This is a genomic window from Psychromarinibacter halotolerans (assembly GCF_029168315.1).
Taxonomy (GTDB): Bacteria; Pseudomonadota; Alphaproteobacteria; order Rhodobacterales; family Rhodobacteraceae; genus Psychromarinibacter; species Psychromarinibacter halotolerans.
On sequence record NZ_JARGYD010000001.1, the window covers coordinates 20,152 to 33,553 of the forward strand.

Consider the following 13,402-nt stretch of genomic DNA (forward strand, 5'->3'; position numbering starts at 1 on the left):
GACACGTAGATGGCCAATAATTCAGGCGGACCCTGGGGTGGAGGAGGCGGTAATCGCGGGGGTGGTGACGACGACCGCCGTCCCGCAGGCGGGCAGGGCCCGCGCCGACCGGGCGAAAGCTCGCAGATCCCCGAGATCGACCAGATCATGAAAAAAGGCCAGGAGCGTCTTCGCGTTCTCATGGGCGGGCGCGGCGGTGGCCGTCCGAACGGGCCGAACGGCTCGGGCGGCGGCGGCGGCTTTCAGTTCACCCGTGGCACGCTGGGCCTCGGCGCCCTGCTGCTGGTGGGCGCATGGCTTGCAGCCTCGCTTTATACAGTGCGTCCCGAAGAACAGTCGGTCGAACTGTTCCTGGGCCGCTATCACTCGGTCGGTAATCCCGGTCTGAACTTCGCGCCGTGGCCCTTCGTCACCGCCGAGGTGCTGCCGGTCACCCGCGAAGAAAACATCAACATCGGTACCTCGAACGGGCGCAGCGGCGACACCGGCCTGATGCTGACCACCGACGAAAACATCGTCGACCTGGACTTCCAGGTGGTGTGGAACATCAAGGACCCGGCCCAATTCCTGTTCAACCTGCGCGACCCGTCCGAGACGATCCGCGCGGTGTCTGAATCCGCGATGCGCGAGATCATTGCCGCCTCGCAGCTGGCGCCGATCCTCAACCGTGACCGGGGTCTGATCGCCGACAACGCGCAGGCGCTGATCCAGGAAACGCTGGACAGCTACGACGCTGGCGTGAACATCGTCCGTCTCAACCTCGACAAGGCCGACCCGCCGGCCGAGGTGATCGACTCGTTCCGCGAAGTGCAGGCTGCCGAGCAAGAGGCCGACCGTCTTCGCCGTCAGGCCGACGCCTACGCCAACCGCGTCCTCGCCGGCGCGCGGGGTGAGGCCGCCCAGATCCTCGAAGAGGCCGAGGCGTACCGCGCTCAGGTCGTCAACGAGGCCGAAGGTGACGCCAGCCGCTTCCTTGCCGTTCTGACGGAATACCGCAACGCGCCCGACGTGACGCGCAAGCGGCTTTATCTGGAAACGATGGAATCGGTGCTGGGTGACGTGGACAAGATCATCCTCGACGATGCCGTTTCGGGCAATGGCGGCGGGCAGGGCGTGGTTCCCTACCTTCCGCTGAACGAACTGCGCCGCGGCGCGGACACCTCTACGGCAACCCAATAAGGCAGGGAGGACACGACTATGCGTAAGACAACCTTCATCCTTCCCGCCATCGTGGTGCTTCTGGCGCTCGTCGGCTCTTCGATCTTCGTGGTCGATGAACGCGAAAAGGCGCTGGTGCTTCAGTTCGGCCAGATCAAACGGGTCAAGGAAGACCCGGGTCTCGCCTTCAAGGTGCCCTTCATCCAAGAGGTCGTGACCTACGACGCCCGGATCCTCAGCCTCGACACCGACGAAACCGAGGTGACGCCGTCGGATGACCGCCGCCTCGTGGTCGATGCCTTCGCGCGGTACCGGATCGCCGACGTGGTCCAGTTCCGGCAGGCGGTTGGCGTGGGCGGTATCCGCTCGGCCGAGGACCGGCTGGAATCGATCCTGAACGCGCAGATCCGCGCGGTGCTGGGTTCGGACGGCGTAACCTCGAACACCATCCTGTCGTCCGACCGGTCCGAACTGATGGAGCGGATCACCGCACAGGCGCGCGCGCGCGCCGAAGCCATCGGGATCGAGGTGATCGACGTTCGGCTGAAGCAGACCAACCTGCCGGAGCAGAACCTTGATGCGACCTTTGCCCGGATGCGGGCGGAACGCGAACGCGAGGCTGCCGACGAGATCGCCCGAGGCGAGGAGCTGGCGCAGATCACCCGCGCTCAGGCCGATCGTACCGTGGTGGAACAGGTGTCCAACGCCCGCCGCGACAGCGAGATCATCCGGGGTGAGGCTGACGCCGCCCGGAACCGCATCTTCGCCGACGCGTTCACCCAGGACGAGGATTTCTTCGAGTTCTACCGCTCGCTGACGGCCTACACCCGGTCGATCAACGGCAACAACTCGACCCTCGTGATCTCTCCGGACAGCGAGTTCTTCGACTTCCTCGAAAGCTCGACGGGCCGCAACGGTCCGGCTCCGGTGGCAACGCCGACGGACACCGCCGGCACCGACACCGCAGCGGACGAAGCGCCCGAGGCTGAACCCGAGGCCGAAACCGAAGCCCCGGAGGTTCCCGAGGCGGACGAGGCCGAGCCAGAGCCCGAGGAACCCGCCACGGACGCCGAGCAGAACGGCTGATATGGCCACGCTCGTCCTGGCCCTTGGCCTTGTACTGTGTATCGAGGGGCTGGTGTTCGCACTGGCCCCTTCGCGTATCGAGGACCTGCTGCGCAGCTTGGCGGAACTTCCCGTCGAAACCCGCCGCGCCTTCGGCCTTGGGGCGCTGGCCCTTGGTGTCCTGCTGGTCTGGCTAGCGCGGTTGCTGGGCGTTTGACGGCGCGCGGTGACCGGGCGGTTTCTGCGCCAAGCGTCCGGTCTGCGACACGGCAGGATCTTCCTGCGGTTCTGGACCTGTACCGACACCTGAACAGCGACACCGACAGGCCGTCCGTCACGACGGCAGAGTCGGTGTTCAATCGCTTCCTCGCCTATGATGGCAGCGCGATTTTGCTCTGCTTGGTCGGCGACGTGGCCGTGGCCTCGTGCACGCTTGTCGTCGTGCCCAACCTGACCCGGGGCGCACGCCCCTACGCGCTGATCGAGAACGTGGTGACCCACGGCGATCACCGCCGCATGGGGTATGGCCGCAAGGTGCTGGACGCCGCCTGCGACGCCGCGTGGGCGGCGGGGTGCTACAAGGTCATGCTGATGACCGGCTCCAAGCAGCCCGGAACGCTCGACTTCTATCGCAGCGCAGGGTTCGAGCAGTCGAAGACCGGCTTCCAGAAACGCCGATAACCCGCGCCGCCGCACGCCTGACCCGAAAACCTGTCCGCTCAGCCGTCCAGATCGGCGCGCGTGAACAGGGGCAGGACCGGCAGCCCGGGCACGCCCTGAACCTGCGGCGCGCCGTCGCCGCGCCAGATCGCGCAGACGACCGCCAGAACCTTGGCATCTTCCTGCGACGCAAGGCGGTACGCGTCGGCGACCGCGCCGCCGGTGGTGATGATGTCCTCGATGAAGGTCACCTTCCTGCCGCCGACGTCCTGTCCTTCAAGCGCGCGACAGGTCCCATAGGTCTTGGCCTCCTTGCGCACGAAGGCGGCCGGCAGCCCGGTTTCCAGCGAAATCGCCGTGACCAGCGGCACGCCCCCCAGTTCCAGACCGGCCAAGATCTCTGTCTCGGCGGGCAGAAGGCGGCTCATGCCCCGGGCCAAATGCTTCAGCAGCACCGGGTCCCCTTCGAAGCGGTACTTGTCGAAATACCGATGCGAGGTCTGCCCCGACCGCAGCACGAACGTGCCGTCAAGCGTCGCGACATCGGCCACCCGGCGCGCGAGATCTTCTTTCGATATGCTGTCGTCTTCAGCCATATGTGCGCCCCCGATAAGCGTGAATTAGACGTGTCCAATCTCTTTAGCCGACCGTCCGGGCAAAAGCTTTGACACCGATCGTCCGGTGCCCGCACCCTCCGTCGCATATTCATCAGTTATTGCAGGACCGCCGCCAATGCCCAATGACCAAGACTATTTCAAAACCCTCATCTCGCTGCTCGAAGCGGACAAGCAGCAGTTGATGATCCTGATCGGGTTGGAAATCGGTCTGCCGATCCTGACGCTGAAGGATCTGTCTTTCGGAAAGGTCGTGTTCGACACGTCCGAAACCATCCCCGATGCGCTGCGGATCTCACTCGGGATCAGCATCGTGCTGTTGTTCGCGGCCGCCGCCGTCCATTGGACCTATATGCGCCGGGTCCACATGAACGCCTTTGCCGTCGCCCGTCTCATGCTGCAGACCGGAAACGGCGAGGACGCGCGACAGCTGGTCTTCGATGGCGAAACCGGGCTTTGGGCGCGGCACGGCTACAAGTTCAACCTTGGTATGGCCTTGCTGGTCGCCGGGCTGCTGACCTACGCCGTGTTCGTCTGGCTCCACGTCAGCGGCATGTCCGCCTGATCGGCGCGCCACGACCGCCTCGCACAATCCGGGGCTTGCGGTCGCGGCGTGCGCGGCGAAAGACCGCGAAAGTGTTGCGCGTGCGAAGGGAAAAGATCGCTGCATTAACGAATTGGAAGCGAATCTTCGCCTTCCTCGGTCACGGGACTGGCGCGCGCCCCCCGCGTCGTGCCACAGTTTTCGTTACAGGACCCTCACGTTGACTTGAGACTTTGCGACGGGGGTTTGAGTTGTGCATTTCCGCACCTAGGTAAATGGTCCGACGCACAGTACGTCCCGGCTGCGTTTCCCGCCGGGAAGACAAGCAAACGGAGAGACGTGTGAAACCTCAGGCAATCTCAATCCAACGACAATCCGACGATGCGCGCTGGATGCGCGCCGCGTGGATCTCGTTCCTGGGTCTGGCCCTGCTTCTTGCGCAGGCCCTCGTCGCGACCGCACAGACGCGGCCCGACAGCTTCGCCGACCTGGCTGAACGGATCAGCCCCTCGGTGGTGAACATCACCACCTCGACCAGCGTCGCCACCAACGGCGTTCCCGGCCCCGTCGTTCCCGAAGGCTCCCCCTTCGAGGACTTCTTCCGTGACTTCATGGACCGCAACCAGGGTCCCGACCGGCCCCGCCGCAGCCAGGCGCTGGGTTCGGGCTTCGTGATCTCGGAAGACGGGTTCATCGTCACCAACAACCACGTCATCGAAGGCGCCGATCAGGTCACGATCGAATTCTTCTCGGGCGTCGAACTGGACGCCGAGATCGTCGGCACCGACCCCAACACCGATATCGCGCTCTTGAAGGTCGAAAGCGAGACGCCGCTGCCGTTCGTCACCTTCGGCGACAGCGACACCGCCCGCGTGGGCGACTGGGTCATGGCGATGGGCAACCCGCTGGGGCAGGGCTTCTCGGTCTCGGCCGGGATCGTCTCGGCCCGCAACCGGGCACTGTCGGGCACCTATGACGACTACATCCAGACCGACGCTGCCATCAACCGCGGCAACTCGGGCGGCCCGCTGTTCAACATGGACGGCGACGTCATCGGTGTGAACACCGCCATCCTGTCGCCCAACGGCGGCTCGATCGGCATCGGCTTCTCGATGGCCTCGAACGTCGTCACCCGCGTGGTCGACCAGCTGCAGGAATACGGCGAAACCCGCCGTGGCTGGCTGGGCGTGCGCATTCAGGACGTCGACGCCGACATGGCCGACGCGCTGGGTCTCGAAACCGCCTCGGGCGCGATGGTCACCGACGTGCCGGAAGGCCCCGCGATGGAAGCGGGCATTCAGGCCGGTGACGTGATCACCAGCTTCGATGGCACCGAGGTCGAGGATACCCGCCAGCTGGTCCGCGTCGTCGGCAACTCGCCGGTCGGCAAGGCCGTACGCGTGATCGTCTTCCGCGATGGCGAAACCCAGACCCTCATGGTCACGCTGGGCCGGCGCGAAGAAGCCGAGGGCGCCGTGCCCGCCTCGATCGAACGTCAGGCCGACCCGGTCGAGCAAGAGATCCTGGGCATCACCATCTCGACCCTCAACGACGAACTGCGCGAGCAGCTGGGCCTTGACGAGAACATGACCGGCCTTGTCGTGACCGACGTCGACGAGATGAGCGAAGCCTACGAGAAGGGCCTGCGCGCGGGCGACCTCGTGATCGAAGCCGGCCAGCAGAAGGTGCAGTCGGTCGAGGATCTCGAAGACCAGATCGCCGAGGCGCAGGACGCCGGCCGCCGCTCGCTGCTGCTGCTGGTCCGCCGCGAAGGCGAACCCCGCTTCGTGGCGCTGACGCTGGAAGACAGCTGACGACCCCACCACTCCGAGAACTGGAAAGGGCGCCTCCGGGCGCCCTTTTTTCTTGCCCGGGCGTCCGACACCCCGGGCACCGCCCCTGCTTCTTCTCTTCCCCAATACCTCGGGGGAGCCGCGCAGCGGCGGGGGCAGAGCCCCCATCCATCCCCCCGCGACCGCCCAGGCCCGCCGAAACCCCGACACCGCGTCTGGCCAAGCGCGGCGGAATGCGGCAAGCCTTGGCGTGATGCTGGACAGACTTCGACACCTCTACGAGGGCCACAGCCCCGCGGCGCACAGGTTCCGCTATGCCTTGCTCGGGTTCGACCTGATCACCGTGATCTTCGTCGTGGTGACTTCGTTCTTCCCGCGCAGCACCGGGGTCGAGGTGGCCGACGCGGTGTTCGGTTTGGTGATCCTTGGCGATTTCCTTGCCCGTCTGGCGATTGAACGGCGGCGGCTGCACTGGTTCCTGCGCCCGCCGGTCTGGGCCGACATCATCGCGCTGATCTCGTTCCTCGCCCCCGTCGCGGGCGAGGGGTTCGGCTTCCTGCGCATCCTGCGCACCCTGCGGCTGCTGCACACCTACCAGATCCTGTCCCGGCTGCGGCTGGACTTCCCGAAGTTCCGCCAGTTCGAAGAGGCGACGCTGGCCGGGGTCAACCTCGTGGTTTTCCTGTTCGTGACCACCGGGCTGATCTATGCGCTGCAGGTCGACGAGAACCCGGACATCCGCAACTACGCCGACGCGCTGTATTTCACCGTCACCACGCTGACCACCACCGGCTTCGGTGATATCACCCTGACCGGAACGGCGGGGCGGATGCTGTCGGTCGGGGTGATGATCGTCGGCGTGACGCTGTTCCTGCGGCTGGCGCAGGTGCTGTTCCGACCGACCAAGGTGCGCGAGGAATGCCAGACCTGCGGGCTGGCGCTGCACGATGCGGACGCGGTGCATTGCAAGCATTGCGGCGCGACCATCCACATCGACACCGACGGCGACGTCTAGCGGGGCCGGGCAGCCGCTAGCGGGTGATCCGCTCGACCTCGACCAGCCCCAACTGCCGGGCGGCGGCCAGCGACAGCACGGCGCTGTTCAGCCCCTGCGGCTTCTGGAACGCGCGGATCGCGGCGCGGGTGCCGGGGGTCATCCGGCCATCCGCCGCACCGGTGTATAGCCCGCGCACCGCCAGCGCCCGCTGGACCGAGGCGACGAACTCCGGCGTCAGCTGGTCGGGGCACAGGCTTTCGAACCAGACCTCTTCGCGTTCTTCGACGATCTCCTGCACCACCTCGGTCCGGACCGAGGCCGGGCTGACCACGTCGCCCTCGGCGTCCAGCACGGCGGGCACCTCGACATGGTGTGTGACCGTTTCGATCACCGCCGGTGTCTCGTCCTGTCCGTGGCAGGTCTCTGGGTTGCTGCCCGGCGGGCCCTCGCCGCGCAGGCGGATCGGGGCGGGCTCGTCGATGCGGGTCACGTCAGGCAGCCCGTCGCCCGAGCCGCAGGCCGTCAGCAGGCCAAGCGCCATCCCAAGCGTCACCGCTTTGCGTCTGTGTCCGATCACCGCTCGTGCCTCTCTAAGGGGCTTTTCGTTGGGTCAAAGAATAACCCGGATGCGGGGCGGGCGAAAGCCTCAGGGCGCGCCGTCGTGGCGGGCGGGCTCGTGCTGCAACAGGCTGTCCAGCATGTGCGACAGGTCCTCGATCTCTTCGGCGACGATGTGGACCACGCTCGCCTCGCGCTGAAGCCGTCCGGTCACCCGCAACAGCCGCCCCGCGATCACGGCGCGGCGGAAGCGTTCGTAGATCTTTTTCCAGACCACGACGTTGGACACCCCGGTCTCGTCCTCCAGCGTGACGAAGATCACGCCCTTCGCGGTGCCGGGGCGCTGTCGCACCAGCACCAGCCCGGCCACCGTCACCCGCGCGCCGCCGGGCACGCGATCCAGCCACGCGTGCGGGCAGCACGAGGGCGGGCGGGGCCAGTCGTCGGGAACGGCATGCGAGTCTGTCATTAGAACAAAGGTAGAACAAATGCCGCGTCCTGCCAACGGATTCGGCATGATCTCGGTAAATCCGCCATGGCGTCACGGAATCCGGGCGACGGCCAGAAAGCGGCTGGAAAATCCCGGTGACAGGGCTTATTTCGCCTTTGAACCACGGACGACAGGCGAAAGGCAGACGATGGCGCGCATCACCTATATCGAACACAACGGCACCGAGCACACCGTGGACGTGCCCAACGGCCTGACCGTGATGGAAGGCGCGCGGGACAACAACATCCCCGGGATCGAGGCCGACTGCGGCGGCGCCTGCGCCTGTTCGACCTGCCACGTCTATGTTCATCCCGACTGGATCGGCAAACTGCCCGAGCGCGAAGCGATGGAAGAAGACATGCTGGACTTCGCGTTCGAGCCGAACCCCGACCGCTCGCGCCTGACCTGTCAGCTGAAGGTCAGCGATGCGCTGGACGGCCTTATCGTGCAGATGCCCGAAAAGCAGATCTGATGCGCCGGGCCGCGCTGGCTCTGGTCCTTGCGATGGCGGCTGTCGGGTCCACCGGGCCCACTGGCGCCGCCGCCTGCGACCGGCCCGCGTGGCTTGATACCGACTATCCCGACAGCCTGACCGAGGACCGCGAGGCCAGCGGCCCCGTGCGCCGCGCGTGGTTCGCCGATGCCACGCGCCGCTATGACCACGCCATCCTTGGCCGCGACCGCGAACCCGGGACGCTGTGGGTCGATGCCGATGGAAACCGGGGCCTGTGCGGCCATGCCATCACCCTGGACCCCGCCCACGTGTTCGAGGACATCGCCCCCCGGCTGGCCGATCTTGACGGCAACGGCGTGAACGAGGTGATCGTGGTCCGGACCCATGTCGGGCAGGGCGCGCAGCTTGCCGTCTACCGCTGGACCGGCGACGACCTCGTGCTGGATGCCGCCACCCCCTACATCGGTCAGACGCACCGCTGGCTCGCGCCGCTTGGGGCGGCGGATCTAGATGGAGACGGGGCGATGGAACTGGCCTATGTTGACCGCCCGCATCTGGCGAAGGTGCTGCGGGTCTGGCGTTACGCCCCGGGGCGGCTGACGGAAATCGCGGCGGTGTCTGGGCTGACCAACCACCGCATCGGCGAAGACCACATATCGGGCGGCATCCGCGAATGCGGCGACGGCCCCGAGATGATCACTGCAAGCGGCGACTGGTCCGCGCTGGTGGCGACCCGCATGAAGGACGGGGCGCTGACGTCGCGCGGATTGGGGCGTTACTCGGCGGATGCCATGACGGCGGCGATGGCCTGCCTCTGACGCGGGCTTAGTCCAGCGCGCGCCAGCCGATATCGCGGCGGCAGAACCCGTCCGGCCAGTCGATCCCGTCGACCATCGCATAGGCCCGGTCCCGCGCCTCGGCCAGCGTGGCGCCGCGGGCGGTGACGTTCAGCACGCGGCCGCCTGTGGCGACGATCTGGCCATCCTTCTCGGCGGTGCCGGCGTGGAAGACCATGTTGAAGCTGTCCTCGGGAAGCCCGTCCAGCCCCTTGATCGGCGTGCCTTTTTCATAAGAGCCCGGATAGCCGTTGGCGGCCATCACCACCGTCAGCGCGTGGTCGTCGGCCCAGTTGGCCTGTGCCTCGGCCAGACGGCCTTCGGCACAGGCGTGCATCAGGTCCAGCGCCTGTGCGCCCAGCCGCAACATCAACACCTGACATTCCGGGTCGCCGAAGCGGACGTTGTATTCCACCAGCCGGGGCGCGCCGTCCTTGATCATCAGGCCGACGTACAGCACGCCCTGATAGGGGGTGCCGCGCTTTGCCATCTCGGCCACCGTGGGCTTCACGATCTTGTCCAGCGCACGCTGTGCCACCGCGTCGGACAGCACCGGCGCGGGGGAATAGGCGCCCATGCCGCCGGTGTTCGGGCCGGTGTCGCCGTCGCCGACGCGCTTGTGGTCCTGCGCGGTGCCCACGGGCAGCACGTTCTCGCCGTCGCACAGCACGAAGTACGACGCTTCCTCGCCGTCCATGAATTCCTCGATCACCACCTCGGTGCCCGCCGCGCCGAAAGCGCCGCCGAACATCTCGTCGATGGCGTCCAGCGCCTCGGCCTCGGTCATCGCGACGATCACGCCCTTGCCAGCGGCCAGCCCGTCGGCCTTGACCACGATGGGCGCGCCCTGTTCGCGGATATAGGCCTTGGCGGGCTCGGCTTCGGTGAACCGGGCCCATGCGGCGGTCGGCGCGCCGCAGGCATCGCAGATCTCTTTGGTGAACCGCTTCGACGCCTCAAGCTCTGCCGCCGCTTTCGAGGGGCCAAAGACCAGCAGACCCGCATCGCGCAGATCGTCCGCCACCCCGGCGGCCAATGGCGCCTCGGGGCCGACGATCACGAAGTCGATGGAATTGGCCTGCGCGAAGTCCACCACGGCGCCGCCGTCAAGGATGTCCAGCGCGGCGCATTCGGCGATGGCCGCGATCCCGGCATTGCCCGGCGCGACGATCAGCCGGTCGCATTTCGGGTTCTGCATCGCCGCCCACGCAAGGCTGTGCTCGCGTCCGCCGCCACCGAGAATGAGGATGTTCATGCTGCCGCCCCTTGCTTGCTGCCGCCCGTGCTGCCGTGGCGGCTCAATAGGCGGACCTGCGCTTGGTGACAAGGTGATGGAACAACCCCACGCGATGCCTCGTTGACACCGCAACACGGCAAGACAGGAGAAACGATCATGTCCAAGCTGACTGGAAAGAAAATCGCCATTCTGGCAACCGACGGCTTCGAGCAGTCGGAACTTGAAGTGCCCCACGCCAAGCTGCGCGAAGAAGGGGCCGAGATCGACATCATCTCGCTCAAGCCCGGGGAAATCACGGGCTGGGATACCGACAACTGGGGTCGCTCCGTCAAGGTCGACCGCACGCTGCCGGAAACGCTGGCCGCCGACTACGACGCGCTGGTTCTGCCCGGCGGGCAGATCAACCCCGACCTGCTGCGGGTCGAGGACAGCGCGCTGAACTTCATCCGCGCGTTCCACGACGACGGCAAGGTGATCGCCGCGATCTGCCACGCCCCGTGGCTGCTGATCGAGGCGGGCATCGCGCGTGGCCGCGAGATGACCTCGTACCCCTCGGTGCGCACCGACGTCGAAAACGCCGGCGCACGCTGGACCGACGCCGAGGTCGTGGCCGACAACGGCATCGTCACCAGCCGCAACCCGGGCGATCTGGACGCGTTCTGCGCCAAGATCATCGAGGAAGTGAACGAAGGCCTGCACGTCTGCGAGGCGGCCTGATCTTTTCCTTCGCGATCGGATCGGGCATGGTCCGCCCATGTCCGATCTGATCGACGATCCCGCACCGGGCGAGAACGCCCACGAGTACACCGTCTCGGAGATTTCCGGGGCGGTGAAACGTGTTCTGGAAGGCGAATTCGGCCGCGTCCGGGTCAAGGGCGAGGTGGGCCGCGTCTTCGTCGCCCGCTCGGGGCACCTGTATTTCGACATCAAGGACGACCGGAACGTGCTGGCCTCGGTCGCGTGGAAGGGGCAGGCGGCGCGCCTTGCCGTGAAGCCCGAGGAAGGCATGGAGGTGGTCGCCACCGGACGCCTGACCACCTTCGGGTCGCAGTCCAAGTACCAGCTGACGGTGGAAGACATCCGCCCGGCGGGTGTCGGCGCGCTGATGGCGATGCTGGAAAAGCGCAAGAAGGCGCTGGCTGCCGAAGGGTTGTTCGACGACGCGCGCAAGCGTCCGCTGCCGTATCTGCCCGAGGTGATCGGCGTCGTGACCTCGCCCTCGGGGGCGGTGATCCGCGACATCCTGCACCGGCTGCGCGAGCGGTTCCCCCGCAAGGTCCTGATCTGGCCGGTCGCGGTGCAGGGCGACCGCTGCGCCCCCGACGTCGCGCGCGCCATCGAAGGCTTCAACCGCCTGACCCCCGGCGGCGCGCTGCCGCGCCCCGACCTGCTGATCGTCGCGCGCGGCGGCGGCTCGATCGAGGATCTGTGGGGCTTCAACGAGGAAATCGTCGCCCGTGCCGCCGCCGCGTCGGAGATCCCGCTGATCTCGGCGGTGGGGCACGAGACGGACACGACGCTGATCGACTACGTCTCGGATCGCCGCGCGCCGACCCCGACCGCCGCCGCCGAGATCGCGGTGCCGGTGCGGATGGAATTGCAGGCGTGGCTGTCGCAACAAGAGGCGCGTCTGGACCGCGCGATGGCCGAGGCCGTGGCCCGCCGCCGCCAGCGCCTTGCCGATGTCAGCCGCGCCCTGCCGCGCCCCGAGGCGCTGGTCGGGCAGGCCCGCCAGCGGCTGGATTATGCGTCGGCCGGTCTGCCCCGCGCCCTGACCGCGCTGGTCGAACGCCGCCGCGGCCGCCTGAACGAGGCGGCGGTGCATCTGCGCCCCGCCGTCCTGCGCCGGTCGCTGGCGCAGCGCAAGGCCGACACCGACCGGCTTGCCGCGCGGCTGGGTCCGGCGCTGGACCGTCTGCGGCGCGACAAGGATCGCGGCTATCGCACCGTCGCGGCCCGCCTGCGCGGCTCGGTTCTGGAGCGCGATCTTGCCCGCCAGCGCGATCTGTTCGCCCGCACCGTGCGGCGCCTGTCCGCCGCGGGCGGGGCGCAGGTTTCCGGCTGGACCGCCCGGCTGGAGGCTTTGGAACGGCTGCGGCAAAGCCTTGGCTACCGCGAGACGCTGAAACGCGGCTATGCGGTGGTGCGCGGCGACGCGGGCGTCGTGACCCGCAAGGCCGAGGCCGAAGCGGCATCGGGGCTGGAGATCGAGTTCATGGACGGCCGTCTTGCCATTGGCGGCGGCGGCAAGCCCGCGAAGCGGAAGCCGCAAGGCGAGGCGTCGAGCAGTGCGCCCGACAAGAAGCCCGAGCAGGGATCGCTGTTCTGACGCCGTCGCGCCAAGGGCGTTCATGGACGTGTGCAGGGGGGGCTCCGCCCCCGTCGCTGCGCGACTCCCCCGAGGTATTTTGAAAGAGAAGAAGAGGCTCAGGACGTGGTCAGGCGGAACCGTCTGAACGTCTCGCCGTCGTGGTCCACGTCGCCGGTATAGGTGGCGCCCAGACGGCCAAGCGCGCCAAGGTGGCGGCGGGTCGGCGGCAGCAGGAAGGTGACATAGGGAATGCGCGGATCCTGCCGTGCGACGTCCAGCGCCATGCGGCTGAGCGGCAGCCCGAGCCCGAAGCGGTCCGGGCGCAGCACCAGCCCGAAATCCCAGTCTTCGCCTTCCTTCTGGAACCCGCCCCAGCCGGCATAGTCGCCGTCCGCAAGGAACGCCCAGTGGCCAAGGCCGTCGCGCGTCCAGTAGGTTTCTTTCATCGCGACGAAGGCGCGGGCGTCGTCCGCCGTCCAGGCGCGGCCCGACAGCAGCGGCATATGCGCGGCCATGCGCGGGTCGGACATGTGGGCCGCGATCGCCTCGGGGGCGACGTCGGTCAGGCGGGTGAAGGACAGTTGCGGCATCGGCTTCATTGGTGGGCAGGCGGGATCAGGCCCACGCCGGGCGGGGCGGGGCGTTAGGGGTGGGTCCGTATGCGATCGGCATGGCGATGGTGTTG

General features: G+C 67.4%; 16 protein-coding genes. 11 read left to right on the forward strand and 5 right to left on the reverse strand.

What is annotated here, in order from left to right; translation table 11 throughout:
* The first annotated feature begins 9 nt into the window (after nt 1–9).
* From hflK to P1K30_RS00110, 4 genes are read left to right on the forward strand one after another with little or no spacing between them, the layout of a single operon-like run.
* Nucleotides 10–1,179, forward strand: coding sequence for an FtsH protease activity modulator HflK (gene hflK, locus P1K30_RS00095; protein WP_275630636.1), 1,170 nt, complete (start codon nt 10–12; stop codon nt 1,177–1,179).
* A gap of 18 nt (nt 1,180–1,197) precedes the next feature.
* A complete protein-coding gene (gene hflC / locus P1K30_RS00100) occupies nt 1,198–2,244 on the forward strand; it encodes a protease modulator HflC (protein ID WP_275630637.1) in 1,047 nt (348 codons plus the stop codon).
* Between the two features lies 1 nt (nt 2,245).
* A complete protein-coding gene (locus P1K30_RS00105; protein WP_275630638.1) occupies nt 2,246–2,440 on the forward strand; it encodes a DUF2065 domain-containing protein in 195 nt (64 codons plus the stop codon).
* Entirely contained in the window at nt 2,437–2,904 is a 468-nt protein-coding gene (locus tag P1K30_RS00110) for a GNAT family N-acetyltransferase (RefSeq protein WP_275630639.1), read from the forward strand. The genes P1K30_RS00105 and P1K30_RS00110 overlap by 4 nt, the downstream gene beginning before the upstream one ends.
* A 38-nt stretch (nt 2,905–2,942) precedes the next feature.
* Here P1K30_RS00110 and pyrE read toward each other — a convergent pair whose 3' ends face one another.
* Nucleotides 2,943–3,479: an orotate phosphoribosyltransferase gene (gene pyrE / locus P1K30_RS00115; protein WP_275630640.1), complete on the reverse strand. Its 537-nt coding sequence runs from the start codon at nt 3,477–3,479 to the stop codon at nt 2,943–2,945.
* A gap of 136 nt (nt 3,480–3,615) precedes the next feature.
* Between pyrE and P1K30_RS00120 the strand changes: the two genes are divergently transcribed.
* The 3 genes from P1K30_RS00120 to P1K30_RS00130 all read left to right on the forward strand — a co-directional run bounded on the left by P1K30_RS00120 (nt 3,616) and on the right by P1K30_RS00130 (nt 6,849).
* On the forward strand, nt 3,616–4,062 hold the full coding sequence (locus P1K30_RS00120) for a hypothetical protein (RefSeq protein WP_275630641.1): 447 nt from the start codon (nt 3,616–3,618) through the stop codon (nt 4,060–4,062).
* 371 nt (nt 4,063–4,433) lie between these two features.
* Complete coding sequence (locus P1K30_RS00125; protein WP_275631540.1) at nt 4,434–5,855, forward strand: Do family serine endopeptidase; 1,422 nt, start codon at nt 4,434–4,436, stop codon at nt 5,853–5,855.
* A 232-nt stretch (nt 5,856–6,087) separates the two neighbouring features.
* A complete protein-coding gene (locus P1K30_RS00130; RefSeq protein ID WP_275630642.1) occupies nt 6,088–6,849 on the forward strand; it encodes an ion channel in 762 nt (253 codons plus the stop codon).
* A gap of 16 nt (nt 6,850–6,865) precedes the next feature.
* Here the strand turns inward: P1K30_RS00130 and P1K30_RS00135 are convergent, their stop codons facing one another.
* Nucleotides 6,866–7,408 (reverse strand): peptidoglycan-binding domain-containing protein, encoded by a 543-nt coding sequence (locus tag P1K30_RS00135; RefSeq protein WP_275630643.1) that lies wholly within the window; start codon nt 7,406–7,408, stop codon nt 6,866–6,868.
* Between the two features lie 69 nt (nt 7,409–7,477).
* Complete coding sequence (locus P1K30_RS00140) at nt 7,478–7,858, reverse strand: OB-fold nucleic acid binding domain-containing protein (RefSeq protein ID WP_275630644.1); 381 nt, start codon at nt 7,856–7,858, stop codon at nt 7,478–7,480.
* Nucleotides 7,859–8,027: 169 nt separating this feature from the next.
* Between P1K30_RS00140 and P1K30_RS00145 the strand changes: the two genes are divergently transcribed.
* Nucleotides 8,028–8,351 carry a 2Fe-2S iron-sulfur cluster-binding protein gene (locus tag P1K30_RS00145; RefSeq protein ID WP_275630645.1) on the forward strand — a complete coding sequence of 108 codons (324 nt, stop codon included), beginning with the start codon at nt 8,028–8,030 and terminating at the stop codon, nt 8,349–8,351.
* Complete coding sequence (locus P1K30_RS00150; protein WP_275630646.1) at nt 8,351–9,151, forward strand: FG-GAP repeat domain-containing protein; 801 nt, start codon at nt 8,351–8,353, stop codon at nt 9,149–9,151. The genes P1K30_RS00145 and P1K30_RS00150 overlap by 1 nt, the downstream gene beginning before the upstream one ends.
* Before the next feature lie 7 nt (nt 9,152–9,158).
* On the opposite strand, the gene purD is transcribed toward P1K30_RS00150, so the two are convergent.
* A complete protein-coding gene (purD, locus tag P1K30_RS00155; protein ID WP_275630647.1) occupies nt 9,159–10,424 on the reverse strand; it encodes a phosphoribosylamine--glycine ligase in 1,266 nt (421 codons plus the stop codon).
* A gap of 138 nt (nt 10,425–10,562) precedes the next feature.
* Here purD and P1K30_RS00160 point away from each other — a divergent pair, with 138 nt between their 5' ends.
* Both P1K30_RS00160 and xseA read left to right on the forward strand, forming a co-directional pair.
* Nucleotides 10,563–11,123, forward strand: a complete 561-nt coding sequence (locus tag P1K30_RS00160) for a type 1 glutamine amidotransferase domain-containing protein (protein ID WP_275630648.1) — start codon at nt 10,563–10,565, stop codon at nt 11,121–11,123.
* 37 nt (nt 11,124–11,160) lie between these two features.
* A complete protein-coding gene (gene xseA, locus P1K30_RS00165) occupies nt 11,161–12,735 on the forward strand; it encodes an exodeoxyribonuclease VII large subunit (protein WP_275630649.1) in 1,575 nt (524 codons plus the stop codon).
* Nucleotides 12,736–12,833: 98 nt separating this feature from the next.
* Here the strand turns inward: xseA and P1K30_RS00170 are convergent, their stop codons facing one another.
* Nucleotides 12,834–13,307, reverse strand: coding sequence for a GNAT family N-acetyltransferase (locus P1K30_RS00170; RefSeq protein WP_275630650.1), 474 nt, complete (start codon nt 13,305–13,307; stop codon nt 12,834–12,836).
* Nucleotides 13,308–13,402: the final 95 nt, after the last annotated feature.

What these genes read in the sequence shown, in the direction of transcription:
- purD (WP_275630647.1), bottom strand. Translation starts at nt 10,424, where the DNA reads ATGAACATCCTCATTCTCGGTGGCGGCGGACGCGAGCACAGCCTTGCG.
- P1K30_RS00145 (WP_275630645.1), top strand. Translation starts at nt 8,028, where the DNA reads ATGGCGCGCATCACCTATATCGAACACAACGGCACCGAGCACACCGTG.
- P1K30_RS00160 (WP_275630648.1), top strand. Translation starts at nt 10,563, where the DNA reads ATGTCCAAGCTGACTGGAAAGAAAATCGCCATTCTGGCAACCGACGGC.
- P1K30_RS00140 (WP_275630644.1), bottom strand. Translation starts at nt 7,858, where the DNA reads ATGACAGACTCGCATGCCGTTCCCGACGACTGGCCCCGCCCGCCCTCG.
- P1K30_RS00120 (WP_275630641.1), top strand. Translation starts at nt 3,616, where the DNA reads ATGCCCAATGACCAAGACTATTTCAAAACCCTCATCTCGCTGCTCGAA.
- hflC (WP_275630637.1), top strand. Translation starts at nt 1,198, where the DNA reads ATGCGTAAGACAACCTTCATCCTTCCCGCCATCGTGGTGCTTCTGGCG.
- hflK (WP_275630636.1), top strand. Translation starts at nt 10, where the DNA reads ATGGCCAATAATTCAGGCGGACCCTGGGGTGGAGGAGGCGGTAATCGC.
- P1K30_RS00170 (WP_275630650.1), bottom strand. Translation starts at nt 13,307, where the DNA reads ATGCCGCAACTGTCCTTCACCCGCCTGACCGACGTCGCCCCCGAGGCG.
- P1K30_RS00130 (WP_275630642.1), top strand. Translation starts at nt 6,088, where the DNA reads ATGCTGGACAGACTTCGACACCTCTACGAGGGCCACAGCCCCGCGGCG.
- pyrE (WP_275630640.1), bottom strand. Translation starts at nt 3,479, where the DNA reads ATGGCTGAAGACGACAGCATATCGAAAGAAGATCTCGCGCGCCGGGTG.
- P1K30_RS00105 (WP_275630638.1), top strand. Translation starts at nt 2,246, where the DNA reads ATGGCCACGCTCGTCCTGGCCCTTGGCCTTGTACTGTGTATCGAGGGG.
- xseA (WP_275630649.1), top strand. Translation starts at nt 11,161, where the DNA reads ATGTCCGATCTGATCGACGATCCCGCACCGGGCGAGAACGCCCACGAG.
- P1K30_RS00150 (WP_275630646.1), top strand. Translation starts at nt 8,351, where the DNA reads ATGCGCCGGGCCGCGCTGGCTCTGGTCCTTGCGATGGCGGCTGTCGGG.
- P1K30_RS00125 (WP_275631540.1), top strand. Translation starts at nt 4,434, where the DNA reads ATGCGCGCCGCGTGGATCTCGTTCCTGGGTCTGGCCCTGCTTCTTGCG.